18 protein-coding genes are annotated in these 24,496 nt (G+C 35.8%); 11 read left to right on the top strand and 7 right to left on the bottom strand.

The features are described from left to right. Nucleotides 1–37 precede the first annotated feature (37 nt). The 5 genes from BT156_RS03235 (at nt 38) to BT156_RS03215 (ending at nt 8,408) form a co-directional block, all read left to right on the top strand. Nucleotides 38–4,636, top strand: coding sequence for a T9SS type A sorting domain-containing protein (locus BT156_RS03235; RefSeq protein ID WP_083582276.1), 4,599 nt, complete (start codon nt 38–40; stop codon nt 4,634–4,636). A gap of 352 nt (nt 4,637–4,988) precedes the next feature. Continuing rightward, complete coding sequence (locus tag BT156_RS03230; protein WP_072407185.1) at nt 4,989–5,657, top strand: carbonic anhydrase; 669 nt, start codon at nt 4,989–4,991, stop codon at nt 5,655–5,657. Between the two features lie 23 nt (nt 5,658–5,680). After that, nucleotides 5,681–5,980 carry a hypothetical protein gene (locus BT156_RS03225; protein ID WP_072407183.1) on the top strand — a complete coding sequence of 100 codons (300 nt, stop codon included), beginning with the start codon at nt 5,681–5,683 and terminating at the stop codon, nt 5,978–5,980. Between the two features lie 140 nt (nt 5,981–6,120). Beyond that, complete coding sequence (locus BT156_RS03220) at nt 6,121–7,713, top strand: SulP family inorganic anion transporter (protein WP_072407181.1); 1,593 nt, start codon at nt 6,121–6,123, stop codon at nt 7,711–7,713. Between the two features lie 59 nt (nt 7,714–7,772). Further along, nucleotides 7,773–8,408: a carbonic anhydrase gene (locus tag BT156_RS03215; RefSeq protein ID WP_072407179.1), complete on the top strand. Its 636-nt coding sequence runs from the start codon at nt 7,773–7,775 to the stop codon at nt 8,406–8,408. A 107-nt stretch (nt 8,409–8,515) separates the two neighbouring features. Here the strand turns inward: BT156_RS03215 and pth are convergent, their stop codons facing one another. The 7 genes from pth to mfd all read right to left on the bottom strand — a co-directional run bounded on the left by pth (nt 8,516) and on the right by mfd (nt 17,604). Next, nucleotides 8,516–9,079, bottom strand: coding sequence for an aminoacyl-tRNA hydrolase (gene pth / locus BT156_RS03210; protein ID WP_072407177.1), 564 nt, complete (start codon nt 9,077–9,079; stop codon nt 8,516–8,518). 90 nt (nt 9,080–9,169) lie between these two features. After that, on the bottom strand, nt 9,170–10,108 hold the full coding sequence (locus BT156_RS03205; RefSeq protein WP_072407175.1) for a hypothetical protein: 939 nt from the start codon (nt 10,106–10,108) through the stop codon (nt 9,170–9,172). A gap of 102 nt (nt 10,109–10,210) precedes the next feature. Then, on the bottom strand, nt 10,211–11,092 hold the full coding sequence (locus tag BT156_RS03200; RefSeq protein WP_072407173.1) for a hypothetical protein: 882 nt from the start codon (nt 11,090–11,092) through the stop codon (nt 10,211–10,213). Nucleotides 11,093–11,241: 149 nt separating this feature from the next. Next, nucleotides 11,242–12,000: a hypothetical protein gene (locus BT156_RS03195; protein WP_072407171.1), complete on the bottom strand. Its 759-nt coding sequence runs from the start codon at nt 11,998–12,000 to the stop codon at nt 11,242–11,244. Nucleotides 12,001–12,003: 3 nt separating this feature from the next. After that, a complete protein-coding gene (locus BT156_RS03190; RefSeq protein ID WP_072407169.1) occupies nt 12,004–12,819 on the bottom strand; it encodes a hypothetical protein in 816 nt (271 codons plus the stop codon). A gap of 3 nt (nt 12,820–12,822) precedes the next feature. Next, on the bottom strand, nt 12,823–13,647 hold the full coding sequence (locus BT156_RS03185; RefSeq protein ID WP_072407167.1) for a hypothetical protein: 825 nt from the start codon (nt 13,645–13,647) through the stop codon (nt 12,823–12,825). A 585-nt stretch (nt 13,648–14,232) separates the two neighbouring features. Further along, nucleotides 14,233–17,604, bottom strand: coding sequence for a transcription-repair coupling factor (gene mfd, locus BT156_RS03180; RefSeq protein WP_072407165.1), 3,372 nt, complete (start codon nt 17,602–17,604; stop codon nt 14,233–14,235). Nucleotides 17,605–17,860: 256 nt separating this feature from the next. Here mfd and BT156_RS03175 point away from each other — a divergent pair, with 256 nt between their 5' ends. From BT156_RS03175 to BT156_RS03150, 6 genes are all read left to right on the top strand, one after another. After that, nucleotides 17,861–18,253, top strand: coding sequence for a hypothetical protein (locus tag BT156_RS03175; protein ID WP_072407164.1), 393 nt, complete (start codon nt 17,861–17,863; stop codon nt 18,251–18,253). Between the two features lie 324 nt (nt 18,254–18,577). Continuing rightward, entirely contained in the window at nt 18,578–18,868 is a 291-nt protein-coding gene (locus tag BT156_RS03170; RefSeq protein ID WP_072407162.1) for a hypothetical protein, read from the top strand. 128 nt (nt 18,869–18,996) lie between these two features. Continuing rightward, nucleotides 18,997–20,511: a GH3 auxin-responsive promoter family protein gene (locus BT156_RS03165; RefSeq protein WP_072407160.1), complete on the top strand. Its 1,515-nt coding sequence runs from the start codon at nt 18,997–18,999 to the stop codon at nt 20,509–20,511. Between the two features lie 69 nt (nt 20,512–20,580). Further along, nucleotides 20,581–20,943, top strand: coding sequence for a hypothetical protein (locus BT156_RS03160; protein ID WP_072407159.1), 363 nt, complete (start codon nt 20,581–20,583; stop codon nt 20,941–20,943). 93 nt (nt 20,944–21,036) lie between these two features. Continuing rightward, the gene (locus tag BT156_RS03155) at nt 21,037–22,272 is read left to right on the top strand and encodes an MFS transporter (protein ID WP_072407157.1); all 1,236 of its coding nucleotides are present in this window, start codon (nt 21,037–21,039) and stop codon (nt 22,270–22,272) included. A gap of 90 nt (nt 22,273–22,362) precedes the next feature. Next, nucleotides 22,363–24,465: a T9SS type B sorting domain-containing protein gene (locus tag BT156_RS03150; RefSeq protein ID WP_072407156.1), complete on the top strand. Its 2,103-nt coding sequence runs from the start codon at nt 22,363–22,365 to the stop codon at nt 24,463–24,465. Nucleotides 24,466–24,496: the final 31 nt, after the last annotated feature.

Genomic DNA, 24,496 nt, shown 5'->3' with positions numbered 1-24,496 from the left:
TAATATTTCAAAAAAAAACACTTTAATTTTAACACGTATGAAAAAAAAATCGACACTCAAGATTTTTGCTGCAGTACTCTGTATTGCATCTTCTCATGCTTATTCGAGGACAGTACCTGTCCCCAAGCCAAATGAGAAACCCATTGGCTCCAAAATCAAAACAGCTACTCCACCGAGTACTTTTGATCTGGATCCTCTGATCGTCATTTCACAGAATGTGAATGAAAAAGGACTGGTTGTAATGAGCGGAATGCTCAACAAACCATTCACAAACAGCAACATCCTGCTATCCATTAAGTATCAGAATGCTCAGGGAGAATGGATTACCGGCTGGTGTAAAACATTATACTCCTACAATCAGTATAATGAAACGCTGAAAGCTACTTTTGAATTACCCGCATCCGCAAACCCGACTTACAATTTAAAAGTTGAGTTAAGTTCAGATTCGGCAAGCAATTTCACAACTGTAGCATGGAACAAAGCCGTAACTCACTACAAAGCCGCAGATTATGCCGCCGTAAATTGCGATCTGGATGAAAATGAGTATACCATGCTTTTAACACCTAAAAAAGATGGTACCCTTATCACAGATGCCAACGGAAAAGTAACGGGTGTAAAAGACAGAGTAACATCTGCGTATTCTTGGAATAAACTCAGCAACGTCTTAATGAATAATAAAAAAGACGATGTAGTTTTTGCCCCGACCAATCCATCAGATGTTATAACGGAAGCCAATGGTGTAAAAGCTGTAAAACTGGTAAATACAGGAGCAATTACTAATACGTTAGGAACAACTCCGGAATTTATTTACAATGAAGCGGCGGGACACCCGATTCCTTATCTGTACAGTTATGATGATCCCGTATACATGTTTGCAGGGAAGTTTTCGGCTAATGGATTTTACATGAAATTCAGTCAGTGGCCGGGAGATGCTGACGGTCCCGGATATCATAATTTTAAAAATCCGGCTTATTTAGAAAGCAGATATTTTAATTTGTATAACAGAATTTATAAAAATTTATCTGAATTTATCCCGGATCAGGAACCTGTGGTTATTGTTTCAAGTATTGCAACAGGTTTAAGAGCTTATAAAAGTGACGGTACATTTATTGACCTAACACCAAACAGCACAAGTAATTACGGAGCTCCTTACTTTGGATACACGAATAATGTTGCAAGACGAGGCCCCGGATCTGAAAACCTGTCAATATCTAACACTACAGAATTAACATTGTATGGTGTTGGTGCCTTGAGAAATGATGTTTCAACTTCTTATCAGACCAAAAGATCATTACAGGATATTGAAAGAGAAATTTCAAAATTCATCAAGTATACAGGCGTTTTTGGAAATACAAATTCATATAATAATGATGCTTCCGAATGTTCTACGCAATGTTTCGCCATCAATGCGGGAGCGCTTCCGGACAACAATGCATTAGATTGGGCAAAAGCACCTAACAGTTATATTTTCGAGCCTAATCAGGACAGTGACGGATTATATATTCCTGTGAAAAAAGCTTACAAAATGTGGAATTCCGATTCTCGCATGGGAGGAAGCCCGATTCCTACAGGTACCATAACTGCAGATGTTTATTGGGAAGATATTCAAGGTTTGATAAAATCAGGAACCAACTACAGTTTAGAAATTGTAGGTTCAGGCGAAGATGCCAAAATCAAAGTTCCTATCAACAAAACTAAAGAAGGAAATGCCGTAATTGCTTACAAAGTAAATGGAGAAGTTTTCTGGTCTTGGCACGTTTGGGTGACTGATAATCCTAGAAACGGATCAACTTACAAAAGTTTTGATGGCGTTAAAAGACAAAAAAGTGACGGAACCATAGAACCAATTCCAAGTTCAGATTGGGGATGGATGGACAGAAACTTAGGAGCTTTAAGCAACACAATTACCGGAACCGAATTTAATAAAAATGGAGGTTTACTGTATCAATGGGGAAGAAAAGACCCTATTCCGCCTTTAGCTTACAAAGGAAATGATTTCTATGAAGCTTCAGGATCTGTCGGAAGAGTGAGACATAAGCAATCCAGAAATATGGCTAATGGAGCGACAAAAATTGATAATTTAATCAAAACAGTATTGTTGTCGAATGCAACTGTATCAAACAATATTCGTTTGTCTGTTAAAAATCCTTTAAGCTTAATTTATGTAAACAAGGATGATAATTCTGGTCAGGCACTTTACAATAATAATGCTAATTTACAGGTAAACTGGTTCGGAAACTCATCATCACTTACTACAGATAAATTATCTGAACTAAATTTATGGTCTGATAATTCAAGAGGAATGCTTAATTCCGTAAGCAATTACAACGATGACAATAACGCAAACCCTTATAGAGACAAGTCATCATTTGACCCATGTCCAAATGGATGGAGAATACCTTCAATGCTTGTTGCAAACTTAGGAAATACAAGTTATATTGATGATTTGAGAGTGGATTTCAGCCCATTCGGAATTAAAAACAACATCGGTAAAAATGTTTTTGAAGCCAACAAATATCACATCATTAAACCTAATGACAACAACACTCCAAGCTATATGAAAGGCTTTAAGATTTACAATAATGTTGGGGTAGATCTAAGCAATGTAGGAGGAAACAACATGGGAATCTTCCCTGGAACCGGAGTTCTTGTAAGAGGATATCATGAAGGCCAATATTCAGATCAGCATGAAACGTATTTATGGACTGCAACAATGGCAAAATGGTTTGACACTACCCCTTCCGTTTCGGCCAGAAGTTTCCGTATGATTCCGGACAGAGATCAGCCGGACACACCGGATTCTTCTTTACCGGCAATCACAGGAAGATATCAATATTATCCTGCAGGAGGTGGCGCAACATCGGGAGCGAACGGATGTAGATGTATCAAAGATCCTTTATACGTTGTAAATCAATATGATTTCCCAACCGAATTCTTTAATGATGATGTTGAATACGCAGAAGGATTAAATAATCCAAACTCCTATTCTATCGTTAAAAATACGGTTGAATCTACTATTCAGATCCCAATCAGTAAAGCATTCTCTGCACAGAGTAAATTGTTGAATAATCCTGATATTTTAAATGCAGCAAATTTCAATAATCTGAAAGCTAATGTATTGTGGTCTACCAACACGAGTTTGATCAGCAATATTTCACTTTCAAATACTGCTCCGGGTTCATTATCAGCGATTTCAAATACAAATATCACTGTTAAGATCGCTCCTAACCAGTCTGGTAACGCTGTAGTTACTTTGCACAACGGAAGTATTACAAATCCAATTTACTGGAGCTGGCATATTTGGGTAACAAATACCCCGATCACCTCTGTGGTTTATACGACAGAATTGCCTAATCAAGCAGCTGTTAATTATATCAATTACATTAAACCAGGTGAAGTAATAAAGACTGAAATAATGGATAGAGATTTGGGAGCCAATCAAGCTATTGATGAAGCCAATAAAACTACTTCAACAGCCGGATTACATTTCCAATGGGGAAGAAAGGATCCGTTGCCGGTTTTTGTGAACGCAAATAGAAATTCAGCTCCTGTTTATTTAGGAACAGCGCAGGCGAATGGTACGGTGACCTACACTACCCTAGCTTCTGCAACGTATTATTCAGATGCATATCTTAAAAAATATCCTGACTATTCTGTTCAGTCTAGTGTGTTGGCTACCGATAAAACTTCAGATAAGATCAGCAAAGTTTTATCGTATTCCGTGAAAAATCCAATGATCTTCATGGTTCCAACAATGACTACCAAAGCAACAGATATTAATCATACGAATGGTGCAGACTGGTTGGCCAACGAGCCCAATTTAGCTCCGGAAAGATGGGGAAGAGGAGGAAAAAAATCACCTTTTGACCCTTGTCCGGAAGGATGGAGAATACCTGACTTAACAGGTGTAGCCAACACAAGTGTCGGTGCATCTCCATTTTATAAACCAACAACAGGAATCAGTATTCCTAATAATTATGGAGGAACAAGAATCAACAGAACGCCGTATAGTTCTGCAGCAATTGGTTACACATTCGCCAACCCTGCATATAATATAGGAAGTTTTGTAAATTCTGGGGTCAGAGGTAGTAGAAATACAATAGAAGCTTCTCCTGCTGCTCCGGATTTCAATATCATTGATTACACGTATGGTGGTTTTTGGTTAGGAGGTCTTAACTCAAATTATACAGGAAGAGCTTTAAGAGTAGAAATTCAGAACAATGGAAATTATCTTACTGCATTTAGCAGTAATGCTGACCCGTATTTTGGTCAAAGCTGTCGTTGTGTGAAAGTAAAATATGATGAAAACGGTAATGAATTAGGTCCAATTCCAAGATTGCAGGTAACAAATGCTACATCTGGAGAAGCTAAAACAGTTTTACCAAAATCTATCATCGAGGAAAAAGTAGCGCAAAACAAACTTGAGTTCTTCCCGAATCCTGTGAAAAGCATTCTGTACATCAAAGGAAATGATAAAGCTAAAGATTATTATTATCAGATCTATAACATGTCCGGACAGCTTGTAAAATCAGGTAAGTTTGAGAATGAACAGACCGATTTGTCTTCTCTTACACAAGGAGCTTATTTAGTAAGAATCAATAACTCCGAAACTATTGTGAAAATTATTAAAGAATAATAATTGATATTATGATTTTTTTCAACCGCCTCAGTCTTGAGGCGGTTTTTTTGGAACAATTAAGAATATATTAATTTTAAAATTTCATTTTATTCTTAATTGTTTGTATTTTTATATCTAAATTTTGTCTGTTTAAATTATCAAAAACATAATATATTAACAGAAAAAACTGTGAAACCTGCTCATTCCGAAGTTTTCATATGATTTTAAGCATATTTTAATATTAAACTTTGTTAAAACTAATTGCTATTAAAACAAAAATTATATTTTTGCATGATTATTGATTTAATCTATTGAATCTGAAAATAATTTAAACGAAATAAATAATTAATCCTTTTTAAAATTTTAATTTATGTCTCAATCGTACGAAGTTATTTTCGAGAACAATAAAAAATGGGTAGAATCAAAAGTTGCCAATGACCCAACGTTCTTCGAAGAACTAGCCAAAACTCAGAATCCGGACTTCCTGTATATTGGATGTTCAGACAGCAGAGTAACGGCAGAAGAATTAATGGGAACGCAGCCGGGCGAAGTTTTTGTAACGAGAAACATTGCCAATGTGGTGAATACTTTAGACATGAGCTCAACAGCAGTCATTCAATACGCTGTAGAACATTTAAAAGTAAAACACATTATCGTTTGCGGGCATTACAACTGCGGTGGTGTAAAAGCAGCAATGACTCCTCAGGATTTAGGATTATTGAATCCTTGGCTGAGAAATATTCGTGATGTTTACAGACTGCACCAAGCTGAGCTTGATTCTATTGCAGATGAGGGCAAACGTTATGACAGACTCGTAGAACTAAACGTTCAGGAGCAGTGCATCAACGTGATCAAAATGGCCTGTGTACAGGAAAGATACATCTTAGAAGAGTATCCTGTGGTTCACGGCTGGGTTTTCGACCTTAGAACAGGTAAGATCATTGATTTGGAGATCGACTTTGAAAAAACCTTAAAGGACATCCAAAAAATCTACAACCTTACAAGTTCTGACTGGGTAATGAGTAAAAAGAAAAGTTAAATAAACTTTTTAAAATTTTAGGGATGAAATTCTGGAGTATTATTGTTTTAACGTTTTTCCTGAACTTTACAGCGCTGCCGAGCATTGCTGCAGTTTTCGGTTGGGAATTACAGAGAACCAATATTATCATCAATGAAGAAGAGCCCCATTCTCACCCGACAACTTTTACTGTTTACGAAAAAACACTTCCAAAGACTTTAAATGTATTCGATTACGTAAAGTTTTTTGAGCCTGATCTTTCAGGCAGATCTTTTGTACTGGTAGATGACGACTTTCATCTATCACCGTTACTCACCATATTTTCTCCGCCTCCGGAAGCTTAATTTTTAAGTATAGCCAGATTTTTTAATAGTATTCATATCAATTTTTGATATCGAATAGACACGTGCTTTAAAAATTAAATTTCCAATCTTTATGACTGGTCATTCACAGCCGACCGGTCATATCACAGCATTTTCATATCATGAAAAACACATCATTAATAGGAGGAATTAAGGAGAATTTCCCTTCAGGACTCGTTGTATTTTTAGTTGCACTTCCGTTATGTTTAGGAATTGCATTAGCATCAGGAGCTCCACCCTTATCCGGCATTATCGCAGGTGTTGTAGGTGGTTTAGTAGTAGGAACGATGAGTAACTCGAATATTTCGGTTTCCGGCCCTGCTGCAGGTCTTACGGCCATTGTATTAACGGCAATTACAGATCTGGGCGCATTTGAACTTTTTCTTTGCGCAGGAATGATTGCAGGACTTATTCAGTTGATCTTAGGATTTATAAGAGCAGGAAGTATTTCAAATTACTTCCCCAATAATGTAATTGAAGGAATGCTTGCCGCAATCGGGATTATCATTATCTTAAAACAAATTCCGCATGCATTGGGATTTGATAAAGATTATGAAGGTCATGAATCTATTTTTGATAACGGACTCAACTTCGGCTACTTTACAGAACTTTTCGGAGCTATTCATCTGGGAGCTATTGTTGTAACATTAGTTTCTATCGGAATTCTTTTGGCCTGGGATAAAATTCCAGCGTTGAAAAGAATGAAAATGCTTCCGGGAGCTTTGGTTGCCGTAGTTGCAGGTATTTTACTGAACGAATTTTTCAAAATGACAGGAAGTTCATTGGCGATTGCCCCTCAACATTTGGTTGTCTTACCAATCCCACAGTCTTTTGATGATTTTAAAAATTTGATCGTAACGCCTGACCTCAACGGATTTACCAATCCAAAAGTATGGATCGTAGGAGCAACGATCGCTATTGTAGCTTCTATTGAAACGTTACTTTGTATCGAAGCGTCCGACAGATTAGACCAACAAAGAAGAATTACAGATACCAACCTTGAATTGAAAGCTCAGGGAATCGGAAACCTGATAAGTTCATTCATTGGCGGGCTTCCGATGACTTCGGTTGTAGTAAGAAGTTCTGCGAATGCAAATGCGGGTGCAACATCAAAACTTTCAGCGATCATTCATGGAGTTCTGTTATTAATTTGTGTACTTTCGATTCCGATGATTTTAAATTTAATTCCACTGGCTACATTGGCTGCGGTATTACTTTTAGTTGGCTATAAACTTGCAAAACCGGCAACATTTAAGCATTTCTGGCATTTAGGAAAGTTCCAGTTTATCCCTTTTGTGGCGACTGTTGTGGCTGTTGTTGCGACCGATCTATTAAAAGGTGTCGGAATTGGTTTAGCAATCTCAGTTTTCTATATTTTACAAGGAAATATGAAGAGAGCTTACTATCTGAGCAGAGAAAAACTGAACGATGCAGACGGAATTAACATCAAATTGGCTGAGGAAGTTTCATTTTTAAATAAAGCAGCTATTAAAAAGACTTTAAGAAATATTAAACCTAATTCTACAGTGATCATCGATGCCCGAGGAACTTCATATATCGCGACAGATGTACTGGAAATGATTCAGGATTTCGCGAATATCAGGGCGAAAGAAGAAGACATCAATGTAGAACTTTTAGGCTTTAAAACTTCTTACAAAGATTATGAAACCAATGAAGATTCTCACATCTTAATTACACATAGAAGAGCAATGTAAGCTCATTTATCAACAAATATTTTTTTAACTTTAAAATAAAATTCAAATAAACATATCATATGAAAGCACATACATCCGAAACTCAGTCAACCATTACTCCTGAAAAAGCATTAAATTTTCTAAAAGAAGGAAACCAAAGATTTGTAAACAATCTGAAGGCCAACAGAGATCTTTTGGAGCAGGTAAATGCTACGCGTGAAGGGCAATGGCCTTTTGCAGTTGTTTTAAGCTGTATCGACAGCCGTACTTCTGCGGAACTTATCTTCGATCAGGGACTGGGAGATGTTTTCAGTATTAGAATTGCGGGTAATTTTGTGAATCAGGACATTTTAGGTTCAATGGAATTTGGCTGTAACGTAGCAGGTTCTAAGCTTGTTGTAGTTTTAGGACACACAAAATGTGGCGCTTTAAAAGGCGGTCTTGATGCAGCACAAATTGAAGGATTAGGAATGGATAACTTAAATCATTTAATCAATCATTTCGATCCGATCATCAATGAAATTATCGAAGAAGGTGAAGATCGTTCATCAAAAAACAGCGCACTTTTGGAAAGATTGAATCAGCAGAACGTAAAAAGCGCAATTGAAGATATCCGTAAGCAAAGTTCAACCCTTGCAAGACTTGAACAAGAAGGTAAAATCAAAATAGTTGGAGCCAACTATGATGTTGAAACCGGAGTTGTAACTTGGTTATAGGAGACTTAATTCACTATTATATAGTTAGTTAATTTTTAGATTATATTTTGAAAAAGACCATCGATATTTCGGTGGTCTTTTATTATTTTCAGGCTTTAATTAGAAAATCATTTTCCGTTAAAAGCAGACATTGTATTATTAATTCCGGCAAAAACAAATGAAAGGCAAGCTTTAGAGAATTTTTCTATTCTTTCGGGAAGTTTTTCGGCTTCTTCTTCATTCCATGTTCCGAGAACGTAATCTACCTGTCTCCCTTCTGAAAACTCAGCAGAGATTCCAAAACGAAGTCTTGCGTAATTTTGTGTCTGCAGAACCTCATTAATGTTTTTAAGCCCGTTATGACCTGCGTCTGAGCCTTTCATCTTCATTCTTAATGTCCCGAAAGGCAGCACAAGATCATCTGTGACGATCATTACATTTTCTAAAGGAATATTTTCTTTCTGCATCCAAAATTTTACGGCGTTTCCGGAAAGGTTCATATAAGTATCCGGCTTTAAAACCAATACTTTTCTGCCTTTATATTTGCCTTCAGCCAGCCATCCGAAGTTGGTAGTTTTGAATGAAGCCTCCAATGTTTCGGCTATTTTTTCGGCTACTTTAAATCCTATATTGTGACGTGTATTTTCATATTCAGGGCCTTTATTTCCAAGACCTACGATTAAATATTTCATTGAGAAATTTTTTGCAAAATTAAGAGATAAAAAATAAAAAACTCAATCCGGTGAAGAATTGAGTTTAAATATTATTAAAAAAATTATTTCTTATAAAGGTTTATAAATAAAATTGATCCCAAATCCTTTTTTAACATAAGTCTGCGCATCATAAGTATAGTCTGTAGAGAATACATCCGGAGCAGGAATTGGCAACGAAAGATCTGTTACCGATATTCTTTTAGGATTGTTCGGCGAAAGCATTAAACTTCTGATATCCTTATAATCTGTTGATATAAGTGCAGATATTTTGTAAGCAGTAGGCAACAGCGTATAAGCGCTTATCTGAGTATCATAGTTTGAATAGGCATAACCCAATTTTTGAGTTGGTGTTCCAAATACTGTTCCTGTCGTTCCTATCATCGCCCCATAATATTTTACAGCTTTAGAGATATTATCGCCTACATATTCGTAACCTACTTTTGTATATTTTGTGTAAGCAAACGGAGTTCCTGAAACATCATCACCATTTTTCATAATGATAGAATCAAGCTTAGCTGTAGATCCGTTATATTTTAAATTAAAAATACTTTTCGTTTTTTTGAAAAGAGATTTTACTCCTAAAGTTGCAGGAGGAATCGGCGCCGCTCTTCTGAAGATCGAACGGTTTTCTGAGATAGACTCTAATCTTCCCGTATTACCATATGTAAACAATTGAGAAAAAGCGATACTGTCCTTCTCCAAGTCTCCATCTCCGTCCATATCAAGGAAACCACGGAAATTGATAGTACTTACCTTATCACCACTGAACATTACATCTGTAATAGATGCACTGTCTGTAATTACTTTTGATAAAAGCAATCCGTTATAATGATATTCGGCAATTGTATCGGCATCTGTAATTTCTCGGTACAATGCTCTAGGGCCTATTAAGCCGCTATTGTTATTTATATCTACTAATGGATCTCCATTTTCATCCAACATATCTTTACAAGAATGTATTGCAGAAAAACCTGCCAATAGTAAAACAAAATAGAAAAGTCGTTTCATTCCTTAAGGGGGATTATTTATTTTCCCAAAAATATAATTTTTTTTTGAATAAAAAGTATATATCTGCTCACATTATAATAAAACTAATAATTTAGACCGTTATTATAATGCTTTATAAACATAACTGGCAGACTGAGTCTGATCTGAAACAGGATAATTCTGAGTATCATACTGATACGTTAAATTAATAGAAATTGCTGGTGCGGGTGCCGGATATGCAAAATTCATATTTCCAACGTTATTTGAAGATAAATAATAGAAATTAGCAGGATGGATCAAACTATACATCAAGAAAAATGTTTTAGGAAGCGTTGTATAAGGATTGATCTTCGCATCATAATTGGTAAAATTGAACGTAGTTGCCAATGAAGAACCCGCCTGCGGATTTCCACTACTGTCCATTACTCCCATTACAGAAACTACTTTTGTGATGTTATCACCAGAATATGTTAATGTATTTTCCGTAAAATGAGTATAAGTAGGTGTCATCGTTCCTATCTTTTTCTTCTCCAGGATCTTTGTGATTTTTCCAGCAGAATCATAAGTGTAGAAATAATCACTATTTCCAACAATCGTAGATCCCGTTAGAATAGTAGATGTTGTTGCGGAAATTCTTCCATTCACGTCATAAGTAATATTAAACTCATAACCTGCACTGTTACTTGCAGTACCTGCAAACTTCACTTTAGAAATTTTTGTTCCTGTATATGTTGGTGTACCGGTAAAGAAAGAATTAGGAGTGCTTGCATCCGTAAATATACCTTTTTCCAGAACTCCGGCAGTTGTAATAAATTCCTGTTGCGTGTTACCACCGCTAATAATCTTACTTAAAATTCTTGGCCCCGTAATCGTTGGAGTTCCCCCGTTATTGTTTGTGTTGGTTGTTTTATTTTGATTGATGGGATCATCTGTTGTGTTGTCACAAGACACCAGAAATCCGAATGCAAGCCCCAGAAGAGCTTTAAATAGAAAGTTTTTACTCATGGTTAATGATTTTAATGAGGCCAAATATAATTTATTTTCCTAAAATAATGGACTAAAAAATCACATATTCATAAAAGTTAATGTTTAAAACAAAAAAAAATCTAAAAACTTGCGCCTTTAGATTTACAATTACTATTTATTATCAAAAATTAAAATGGTTGCAATACTGATGTAGTTAATACTGATTGCGACATATCTGAATTTAAAAATCCCGTGTTAACAGCTCTTCCAATTCCTATCGTTCCACCATTTAAGTTTCTTTTTGTGCAGGCAACTTTTACGGTGTAACCATTTTTTATTTCAATATTGGTAAGCGTTGCATTAAGGTTAAAGATTTTGTTGGTACCATCTGCTCCTAAAAGTACATCTGTTCTTACTGCTTTCAGTTTATCATCAACAAAAATTCCGCAGCCAAAACTCATCGATGCATTAGCATTAGCAGTATTCGCATTAACCGTCTTTTGAGCAGTAGTCTGGAATGTAAATGTGACTTTATTGGTTGCATTGGTAACAGAAAAAGTGCTTATGGTTCCTGTTAACACCGTCCAGTCTCCTGTAATATTCATATTTTCCGGATAAGGACTTATAGCCCCGTTGTTTCCTGAAAATTGTACTCCAATTTTATCAAAAACGCTGCTCATAGAAAAAAGAGACATACTGCCCATTCCGTCGGCTACTTTTATATTTTTCCAGTCATTCACGTTTAAGCTTGCATTATTATGAAATATAGTTCCTTTAGCTCCCGCAGTTCCTTTTGTAGCAGATGAAGCTCCGATTCTTATTTCTTTTCTCACATTCAGATCACCATTTATATCCAGTGTATTAACTGGCGCCGGCGTGTTTATGCCAACTTGAGCATTGGAAAATATTGCGAGAAAAGAAAAGTGTATTAATAATAGTTTTTTCATGATTTAGTTTGTTATCGCATTAAATACCTGTGGAACCTCATAAACATCTACTTTAAATGATGATTGAGAGATGTAAGAATCAATATTATCAGAAACATTGGTACCTACCCCTAATGTTATTCCTGCAGGTACGTTATAAGATTTTAATCTTGAGCAAGCTACACTCACTGAGTGCGCTCCTTTTGCCAGGTTTTGAGCAAGACCGATCTGGTTATGGGTAAGGAAAGGATTAGTTGAATTAACTGCTTTCAGATTTCCTTGTCTTAGATTTATTAATTTATCATCAACAAAAATTCCGCATGCGTAATCAATTGATGTATCTGTAGTTCCTACAACTGTAAAGTTGGCCTGAATTACTGTTTCAAACTGAAAATAAGTTTTACTTTCCGTGCTGTATACATTAAACGTCTGAGATAATCCCGGAATCTTTTTGAACTGGCTTAAACTACTAAAGTTACTGTCCTTCGTGAAAGAAGCAGATCTTGATGCAATCGTAGGTTCTTCTGAAGAAGTGAAGGTTGCACCCACTCTGTCTGAAAAAGAGTTATTATAAATTAAATAAAATTTATTGGTTTCATAATCAGGAATACGAAGAGACTTCCATGTAGGTGCAAGTCCTGCACCTTGTGAAACCAAAAGCTGATCATCTCTTCCTTCTGAAAGTTTGCTGTCTGCAGCATTCAGAACCACTAATTTTCCTCTAAGGTTAATATTTCCGTTAACATCCAGCATCGCTTTCGGCGTAGGAGTAGCTACTCCCACCTGAGCAGAAAGAGACAACCCTATTGTAGAAAATAGGACAAATAATATATTTTTCATTGATTAGTTTACTTTGTAGGTTATAAATTCGATAAGATCTATTTTAAATGCAGATTCTAAAGTGAATGCATTAGAAAGATTACTGTTGCTTGCTACAGTACGCCCAATAGCAAACTGAGCATTTGAGTTGGATACATTAATTTTCCTGCATGCAACCTCAACCTTGTGTACACCTACCGGAACGTCTGGTTCCGTATAATTCAATGTGAAAATATAATCCTGGATACCGTTTTTCTCAGAATTATTTGTTGAAGAAATCTTGTCCGGACGTACAGCTACAAGCTTACTGTTTCTGAAAATACCGCAGGTAAAGCTTACATTCTGAGATGCATCTGATGCTGAGGATTTCATTTCAACCCCGGTCTGGAATTGATACGTAAGTCTGTTGAGCCCGTTTTTAATAGTAAAGTTATTCTCAAGGCCGGCAATTGTCACCCATTTCCCTTTACTGGAATCATTGATATCATCACCAACACTGTTTTTGTAAACACTGTCGCCCAAGACTCCGTTAGAAAGAATAGTAATACCTGCTTGATCCGATGACAAATACGAATTGGTTAATTTGTACTGTCCTTCCTCCATAAAGGAGACATTGTTCAATGATTTCCACTGAGGAGAGATCCCATCTCCCTGGGAAACCAAAACCTGGCCATTTAACCCGGCATTTCCGACCTGGGTTGAAGTACCGCCGACTCTAAGTTCTTTTCTTAAGGTGGTTTTCCCGTTGACATCGAGAGTAGTTTGGGGAGTACTAATCCCAACACCCACCTGTGCGTGAGTGCAGACCGATAGCAGCCCAACCACGCATAAATACATAATTTTTTTCATAATAAGGTCTGCAAAGATAAAGAAAAAAAATCGCTTAAATAGTCCATATACATTTCGTAAATCAATAGAAATAAGCAATTTACAAGATATTTTAAATCTATAAAAAGTAGAATTATTTCCTGTCATGTTGAATTAAATCCAATTTTATTATATTTATTTGAGACAATAATTCACCTAAAGGATATTTAAATACTGATTTTTATCAACAAAGAGTGATTTTATCACATACATATATTCACCATCAGGTATCCTTCTGTGGCATTTTTATATTAGTAGAAATAATGTGCTTGAATTAATTTTTAAAGTGCATCAATCTTAAAAACTTTTCTGCAAATGGTGAAAAATATCGAATTTATATTTGTAATTTTCTAAGAATCAGGAATAAAAAAACTTACGTTACGTTAATATTATTTTATTAAAAATTTTTGTTCATTTTGAAAATACATGACGAAAATCATCTATAAAATAAATATTTCAACAAATTCTATTCATTTTCGATATTGAAAACGCCGAATTTGTTGAAATATAACGTTTTGTCTCAGATTCGATCAATTTGAGACAATATATTTTTCCCTTTAAATTGAATTAATTTTCATTTTTCAAAATCGATCTTAATAGATAATTCACCTCATCGACATTTATTACCTTATCTTTTCTCATCATAAGGTGATTTCCTTCTTTGCTTACTTTCTCCTTCAATTGGGCTTCCGCAGGATTTGAGGTTAGGTAACTAATTATATTTTTAAACTTACTTGTTTGGTAAAATTTGTCTTGAGGATTTCCCGGAAAGTATCCTAAAAACACTCCGTTTTTCATGACAATCTTTTCAAAACCGATGTCTGAGGCAAGCCATTTTAGAGCAACGCTCTTTAATAAATTAATTGCTTCATTGGGCAAACTTCCAAAACGGTCGATCAATTCCAACTCAAATTTTTGAAGATCTGCCTCATTACCTATTTCAGCAAGCTTCTGATAAAGTAACAATCGCTCTTCAGTATTAGATATATAAAAGTCTGGAAGCATTAATTCCAGATCGGTATCAATGTTGACATCTTTTACAGATTTAAAGAGTTTATTTCGATCTTCCTCATTATCAAATAAATCTTCAAAATCTTTATCGTCTTTAAGTTCTTCAAGAGCTTCCTGCATTAACTTTTGATAGGTCTCAAAACCCATTTCATTGATAAATCCACTCTGCTCGGCTCCTAATAAATCTCCGGCACCACGAATTTCCAAATCTTTCATTGCAATCTGGAAACCACTTCCAAGGTCGGAAAACTGCTCAATCGCTTCCAGACGTTTTCTTGCATCTGCAGTCATCATATCATATGGCGGAGTGATCAAGTAACAAAACGCTTTTCTGTTGCTTCGTCCTACCCTACCTCTCATCTGGTGAAGATCTGCCATCCCGAATCGCTGAGCATCATTAATAAAAATAGTGTTCGCATTCGGAACGTCTACTCCACTTTCTACAATGGTTGTGGAAACCAGAACGTCATATTTACCTTCCATGAAGTCCAGAACGTTCTTCTCGAGCTGTTTGCCTTCCATTTGCCCGTGACCCGTTATTACTCTTGCATCAGGAACCAGTCTTTGGATCAGTCCTGCAATATCTTTTAGGTTTTCAATCCTGTTATTAATAAAATAAACCTGTCCGTCTCTTTGCAGTTCGTAAGAAACTGCATCACGAATTATTTCTTCATTAAACCCAACAAGTTGTGTATCAACAGGCTGTCTGTTTGGCGGTGGCGTTTTAATTACAGATAAATCCCGCGCCGCCATCAATGAAAACTGCAATGTCCTGGGAATTGGCGTTGCCGTTAATGTCAACGTATCAACATTACTTTTTAAAGTCTTTAATTTATCTTTTACCGAAACTCCGAATTTATGTTCTTCATCAATAATTAATAAACCTAAATCTTTGAACTTAACACTTGCACTTGCCAGCTGGTGTGTTCCAATGATAATATCTACTTTTCCGTTTTTTAAAGCAGCTAATGTTTCAGATTTCTGTTTGGCGGTTCTGAAACGGTTCACATAGTCTACATTTACCGGAAAATCTTTTAATCTTTCTTTAAAACTTCTATAATGCTGAAAAGCCAGAATCGTGGTCGGAACCAAAATAGCAACCTGCTTCCCATCAGTCGCCGCTTTGAAAGCAGCACGCACAGCCACTTCCGTTTTACCAAAACCTACGTCTCCGCAGACAAGTCTGTCCATTACCGTATCGGCTTCCATATCTTTTTTTACATCAATGGTTGCTTTTTCCTGATCCGGTGTGTCTTCATAAATAAAACTTGCTTCCAGCTCATTTTGTAGATAAGAATCCGGTGTAAAAGCAAAACCTTTTGCCGTTTTTCTCTCGGCATATAATCTGATAAGGTCAAAAGCAATTTGTTTTACTTTGGCTTTTGTTTTCTGTTTTAATGATTTCCAGGCTGGCGATCCCAACTTGCTTAGAACAACTTCTTTTCCATCCGGACCGTTAAATTTTGAGATCTTGTGAAGCGAATGAATACTTACATATAATAAGTCACCGTTTTTATAGGTCAGTTTAAAACATTCCTGAATTTTACCATCATTATTCACTTTAACCAATCCCATGAATTTACCGATTCCATGGTCAATGTGAGCGATGTAATCTCCGATTTTCAGAGACATCAGGTCTTTTAAGGTAAGCTGTTCAGATTTTGCGAAGTTGTTTTTCGCTTTATACCTTTGATACCGGTCAAATATCTGATGATCTGTGTAGACCAAAAGTTTATGGTCATTATCTACAAAACCTTCATGAAGTTCAGATTTAAAACTTTTAAAAGGAACTTGATGTTCGAGCTCTTCAAAAATAGATTCGAGTCTTTCTTTTTGTTTATCCGTGGAAAAAGAGATCCATGTTTCAAAGCCTTCACCTTGCTTATCTTCTAAATCTTCAATTAATAATTCAAAGTTTTTATGAAAAGTAGGTTGTGAAGTCTGTTCAATTTTAACCTCAACAATATCTTTTAAACCTTCAATGGAAACACTGCTGAAATCAATTGTTTTAAATTTTTTATAATCAAACAAAAATTCCTGATCAGAAATAAATAATTCCTGCGGCGCTCTGTGAGCAATATCTTTACTTAAAGTTTCGAATTTTTCTAAAGACTTTTCGTAAAATGATTTAATCCTCTGAAGTCCTACAACACCATTTTTAGAAACTACAAAACTCTCTTTTGGCAACAACTGAAGCAAAGAGACTCTGGTTCCTGACACTGAAAAGTTCATATTGGAGACCAATTGAAGCTCCTTTACTTTCTCAATGGAAAGCTGGGTTTCAATATCAAAAGTTTTTATGCTCTCAACTTCATTTCCGAAGAAAGTTACACGATAAGGTTTTTCATAAGAATAAGAAAATACGTCTACAATTCCCCCTCTCACGGAAAATTCTCCCGGTTCGGACACAAAATCAGTCTGCTGGAAATTGTAGTGGGTAAGCAATTCATCCACAAAATCAAAATCAAGCTGGTCGCCCACTTTAATCTGATGAGAAATTGCTTTAAAATCTTCTTTCTTTAAAACCTTTTCCGATAAAGCTCCGGAATAGGCAACTATTACTTTCGGGGATTTGCCTGAATTTATTTTATTTAAAACTTCAGTTCTTAAAACCAAATTGGCATTCTGCGTTTTTTCAACCTGATAAGGCTCAAGGTGGGTTGCAGGGAAGTACAAAACCTTTTCTTTGCCCAAAAGATCTTCCAATTCTGTATTGACGTACAAAGCATCTTCCTTATCATCAAGCACATAAAGGATTGTATGCTTTTGCGTTAAGAAAAGCTCAGCAACAAAAATAGAAGCTGAAGAACCTGCACTTCCTCTTACAGAAATGTGTTGAGTATTTTCCAGTTGAGTAAAAATTTCTTTTCCAAATTCCTTTTTCAACAGATCCGGAAGAAACTTTTCGTTGATAGTTTTTAACTGCATAAATAGTAATGGTGTAAAACGACAAAAGCGATTTCGGGAGTTTTCCGAAACCGTTTAAGACAAAACAAATATAAGGATATTTTTTTCGACAATAAAAAAATGCGGATTGTTCAAAATTTAAAATAAATAAGCTAAAAATCATTAAATCTTAATTTTTTACTAAAAATTCTAATTAAAAGTTAAATTAATTCTATTATTTCCACTCGACATAGAATTTGGCAAATTTACCTTACAAAACTCTTAAAGAAATAATATTATGAAAAAAGCAATTAAAATTTTAGGTATCTTTATGTTGGTACTTGTCACGGCAATGTCATTCTCATCTTGCAGTAGAGATGATGATCCTACAAATAATGACTTCTTCGCCGGAACGTACAAAGGAACCATATCTTATAAGGATGGAGGAACAGACATTAACACTAATAGCGGAAGTGTATTTGTAACGAAAATTGCGAGTGGTACAAAGTATAATTTCGCATTTTCAAACAGTATTCCTGATCTTAACGGGATTGAATTTAATCAGGAAGGTGATCATACTCTAGTAATGGTAGGATCAAATGGCACATCTTATATCAGAATTGATAATAACGACTTGAAAATCCTATACATCAAGGATGGTAAAACCTGGACAGCCAACTGTACTCGTTAAACCAACTTTTCATACATATGTTAGGACCTGCTTTCGGAAACGGAAGTAGGTTTTGTTTTTATAATTGTTTTATTGAAGAAAATTAATTGAATAGAATTTTTTTAACGCAAGGGTTCGCAAGGGCGTTTCACTCAGCAACGGGTGTCTTTTGAAACAATATTTTCTGTGGTTATTTGTGAAAGTGTTTGTGGAATTTGTGTCTACCCCAAATACTTTTAATATTTTTTTAAGCTGTAATAAACTTTAGTTAAGTTTCTAAAAGTGAGTTTCTCAGCCTGATTTTTGTATAACTTTGACTCAAGAAAAACAAATAATACAATTATTATGAAAAAATTAATCACAGCAATGTCAATAGTATTGGGACTAGGATTTGCCACTGCTCAGCAAACTGCTCCCGCAACAGCTACCAAAGCCACTCATCAGGTAACAAAAACTGCTAAAACGGCAGATACAAAAGCTGCAAAAGCAGCAGACACAAAAATGGCAAAGCCTGCAACAGCGTCAATAACAGGTGTTAAAATGAAAAAAGACGGAACTCCTGACAAGAGATATAAAGAGAACCAACATCTGAAAAAAGACGGTACGCCAGACAAAAGGTATAAAGCAAGCAAATAAACTCAACTTATAGTTGTTATTTTCATAATCAAATTTCGAAGAACCGATGATACTCATTCATCGGTTTTTTTTATTTCATATTTCATTAAAATAGCATCAGATTATTTAGTTATTTATAAATTTGAACCATGTTAAACTTCCTAAAGAAAAATATAGCACTGTCTTGGGCAAAAAAACACGTCCGAAAGGCTGAAGAATTCAAGAAAAATGCAGAAAAAAACCAAGAAGATTTGCTTTTATCTTTAATAGAAACAGCAAAGAAAACGCTGTTTGGAAGAGAGCATGATTTTGAAAACATCAATTCTATTAAAGAATTTCAGGAAAGAGTTTCTGTTGCCGATTATGAAGACCTTAAACCATATATCGAAAGAGTAAAAAAAGGTCAGTCCAATATTTTATGGACAGAAACTCCGGAATATTTTGCAAAAACCTCCGGAACAACTTCCGGCTCGAAATATATTCCTATCTCAAAAGAAGGAATGCCATTTCAAATTGCCGGAGCTCAAAGCGCATTATTCCATTATATTTCTCAGAAAAACAACGCCGATTTTGTAAAAGGAAAAATGATCTTTCTACAGGGAAGCCCTGAATTGGAAGAGGTTTTCGGTATAAAAACAGGTAGACTTTCAGGGATTGTGGCTCATCACATTCCAAATTATCTTCAAAAAAACCGCTTACCGAGTTTAGAAACCAATATGATTGAAGATTGGGAAACTAAAGTCGATAAAATTGTTGAGGAAACAGAGAAAGAAAACATGACTCTGATCTCGGGAATACCGCCTTGGCTGATCATGTATTTTGAAAAATTAATTGAAAGAAACGGTAAAAAGATCAAACAGCTTTTTCCAAATCTTCAACTTATCGTTACCGGCGGAGTCAATTATGAGCCGTACCGCGATAAAATGGAAGAATTATTGGGTGGAAAAGTTGATATTATTCAAACATTTCCGGCTTCGGAAGGATTTTTTGCATTTCAGGACGATTATACGAAAGAAGGACTGTTGCTTTTAACCAATCATGGGATTTTCTACGAATTTATTCCTCTGGAAGAATACGGACGCTTCGACTCCGCTCAGCGTGACATGAAAAGATTAACCTTAAAAGAAGTTGAGCTTAATAAAGATTATGCTTTAATTTTAACGACAAATTCAGGTTTGTGGGCGTATTCAATTGGTGATGTTGTAAGATTTATTGATAAAAATCCGCACAGAATTTTGGTGAGCGGAAGAACGAAACATTTTACCTCAGCTTTCGGAGAACACGTGATTGCCTTTGAAGTGGAAGAAGCCATGAAAGCAACCGTAGAAAAATATCCTGCTCAGATCACAGAATTCCATCTTGCTCCACAGGTGAATCCTGCAGAAGGGCTTCCCTATCATGAATGGTTCATAGAATTTGAAAAAGAGCCGGAAAATTTAGATTTATTTAAAAATGAACTTGACGAGCAGCTAAGAAAACGCAACACTTATTATGATGATTTGATCTCGGGAAATATTCTCCAGAAACTTCATATCAGCAGATTAAAAAAGAATGCTTTTCATGAATATGCAAAATCTCAGGGGAAATTGGGCGGTCAAAACAAAACTCCAAGACTGGCAAATGACAGAAAAATAGCAGATTTATTAGAAATCTATAAATTTTAAACACATTTTTTTGATTCCGGAAACATATATTCGAAAAAAATTATAAATTTGGAAAACTAAAAAATTAGAATGAAAGCATCTGTACTTTTAAAATCATCTTTGTTAACGTCTTTATTTGTAATTTCTTCTTGTGCAACTACAAAATACTCAGAAGACATTTCTAAGAATAATTATTCTAACCTTGAAGCAGGAAAAATGTATGTGGTTAAAATGAAAGACGGTTCTAAAAATCAAAAAATGTTGTTCCGTAACGTAGATGGTGACAACCTTATTGGTACAGCCGGAAAAAAAGACAGCGCAGAAGTTATCATTCCAAAATCTAATGTAGCTTCAGTAAGAGACAGCAGAAAAGCGAGAATTACTGCAGGAGCTGTTGTGATTGGTGCAGCAGGTGTTGCGGCATTGGTTTTAAGTTCTTCAAGAGCTGACTAAAATAGATTTTATCTTTCAGCTTCTATTTGATTTATCATTTAAAAAATCATAATATCACTAGCCCTAAATGAATATTTAGGGCTATTTTTGTGAATGATTTCGTTTACCCCGCTAAAAACATTGCAAAATGTTGAATTCAGAAATCTTCTTACCGGGAGATTTTTTATTGTTTTAGCTTTTAGAATGCTCGCTACTTTATTGGGATGGTGGGTGTATCAATTAACAAAAGATCCGTTTTCGATCGGCTTGATCGGTCTTTCGGAAGTAATTCCGGCCGTAAGCTGTGCTTTATATGCTGGTCATGTTATTGATATGAATGAAAAAAAGAGGCTTTTACTGATTTGTAATTACGCTTATGTTTTTCTGATAGGATTATTGCTGATTCCGGCTTTCCTGAATGTACAGATGCATTTCACAGGACATCAGATCACCTATTTTATCTACGTTGTTATTTTCTTTACGGGGATTGCGAGAGCTTTTATCGGACCTATTGTGCCCTCTATGATTCCGAAAATCGTTAAAAAAGACAATCTACCAAATGCCATCACTCTAAATCAGGCAACTTTCCTTATATCATCTGTTTGCGGGCACGCAGTCGGAGGATTTCTTATTGGCTATTTTGGAGTAAAATGGACGTTGGTTGTTATCATTTCATTAATAATTTTCGCTTCAGTATTTTTCTGGCAATTAAAAAAACAATATTCTGAACATAAAAAAGAGGATGTAAACGTTGTTGAAAGTATGCGCGAGGGAATTTCTTATATATTTAAAACGAAAGAAATATTAGGCGCTTTATGCCTTGATATGTTTGCCGTTCTTTTCGGAGGTGCAGTGGCTATGATCCCGGTATTTGCGACCGATATTCTGAAAGTTGGCGCCGAAGGTTTCGGATTATTAAATGCCGCTTCCGATATTGGTTCAATGTGTATTATAACAATTCTATCAATTATTCCGTTAAGGAAGAATCAAGGAAAGGTTTTGCTTGCTGTAGTTACAGGATTTGGATTATGTATCATCGGTTTCGGATTATCACATATATATTGGCTTTCTTTTATGTTTTTGGTATTAAGCGGGATGCTTGACGGAATTTCAGTCGTGATCAGAGGAACGATTGTTCAGTTAAAAACGCCAGACCACATCAGAGGACGTGTTTTAAGTGTAAATTCTATTTTCATCATGTCGAGCAATGAAATGGGACAGTTTGAAAGTGGAGTTATGGCAAAATTACTCGGAGTAGTGCGTTCCGTGGTGTTTGGCGGTACAATGACCGTGCTTGTAGCGCTTCTTGTAGGAAGTACTAATCCCAAGCTAAGGAAAATGCAATATTAAAGCCTTTTCTCTCAATTTATTAAATAAATGATAAAAACTTCAATTCAACGTTAATAATTTTTTATATTTGCCTTATAAAACTTCCCCTTTATGAAAAAACTTCTACTCATTTTTCTGATACCTTTATGTCAGATATTTTATGCACAAGAAGATTGTGCTACAGCTTTAGCTGTTTGTGGAAACTCAGGGTTTTCCTACACACCTTCCGGATTCGGAACACAAGAGCTTCCGGACGGAAACTGTGGTATTTATGTAGAAAAATACTCTGTTTGGTATAAATTTACAATTGCCACAGCAGGAACGCTAACTTTTGTAATTACCCCTTTAACAACAGCAGCAACAGATTATGACTTTTACGTTTGGGGACCAAATGTTAATTGTGCTACTAAAGGAAACACTATTAGATGCTCGACACCCTACACAAGCGGGGCTACAGGTCTTAATATGACTTCAACAGATTTATATGATGGCGCCGGAACATCCGGTAACGGAGACGCGTGGGTAAAATATATGGATGTTTTACCGGGTCAGACGTATTATCTTTTAGTCAATAACTATTCAGCTAATACCAACGGGTTTTCATTAACTTGGGGCGGAACAGCTACTTTGGCTTCTCCATTTAATGATCCTGCTCTTACGCCAAACCCATTTATAGCGCCGGGAACGCCTAATGCAAACCCTGCAAACCCAAATGAGGTAATTGTTTGTACAAGTCCTGCAGTTTTTGATTTCAGTACTTTATCAGCGGGTATCATCAATAACAATCCAAATTTTACGGTAAGTTATCATACATCTCAAAATGATGCATTATCCGGAGCGAACCCAATTTTAACACCAATTACGGTTAATACAACAACGACGTACTATTACAGTATCCATTATACGGATCCTACAAACCCTACTAACCCGATCAACTCGTGCAGGCAGATAGGTACGTTTAAATTTAAACTCGGAAATATTACTGCTAATGATGTTACAATGAATGCTTGTAACAACAACAATGCAGGTATCGCAACATACGATCTTACCTCTACAGCTTTAGCCGTATTGAATGATCCTACTGCTACCCAGAAGTACTACCCTACAATGGCTGATCTTAATGCAGGAACCAATGAGATTACAAACCCTGCGAACTACGTATCTTCAACAGGCGTAGTTTATGTAAAAGTAACAACTCCTCAGGGTTGTGCCGATACCGCTACGATCACATTGAACTTCTTCCCGGTTGTAGTTGTAAATGACGCAACATTGAGAGCTTGTTTTATTGAAACTAACCCTTCAACAGGTTTATTTAATCTTACTAATGCTTCGGTTACAACACAGGGAGGTATAACTAAAAAATATTACCCATCTTTAACAGATGCAATAAACGGTACCAATGAAATTAGCGCCACAGCGGCAGCTGCATATACTGCTCCAAATGGTGTAATTTACATTAAAGTAACAAACGGAAACAACTGTTACGCTATAGCTAAAGTGACTCTAATTGTAATTCCTCCGGTTTATTCTACGGTGTTACAAGACAAGATCATCTGTATGGAAGACAAGACTACATTAGATGCAGGCCCTGGATTCAATGCATATGAATGGAGCACAGGAGCTACGACTCAATCTATCAGCAATGCAGGAGTTGGAACGTATTGGGTGAAATTGAAAACAGGAGACTGTACAGCAATTCAAACGGTGAAAATTTACCCTTCTGAGCAACCCGTAATCTCTACTGTTGATATTTCAACTAATAATGTTACAGTGTATGTTGTGGGTGGAACTGCTCCGTATAAATATTCAATGGACAACATCAACTGGCAGGATTCTAATATTTTCGCCAATGTACCTAGAGGTAACAACACGGTATATGTAAAAGATTCATACGACTGTGAGCCTATTCATGTTGAAATTGTTGTTCCAAACCTTATCAACGTGATCACTCCAAACGGAGATGGCGTAAATGATGTGATTGATTATTCTGCATTAGCAAATAAACAAAATCTTATATTCAACATTTTTGACAGGTATGGAACTAAGATCTTCCAGGCTGACAAGACTAATGGTTATAAATGGGACGGTACTACTAATGGTGGTAAAAAAGTTCCTACAGGAAATTACTGGTACTCTGTAACGTGGAATGAGAATGATAAAAAAAGTACTCCTTTCAAATACACAGGATGGGTAATGGTTAAAAACAGAGAATAATTAAGAATATATTAAAAAAAACCGCTTTTTC

It is taken from the genome of Chryseobacterium limigenitum (genome assembly GCF_900114875.1).
GTDB classification, from domain to species: domain Bacteria; phylum Bacteroidota; class Bacteroidia; order Flavobacteriales; family Weeksellaceae; genus Chryseobacterium; species Chryseobacterium limigenitum.
The sequence above is the reverse complement of the archived record's forward strand: the minus strand, read 5'-3'. Positions and strand labels throughout refer to the sequence as shown.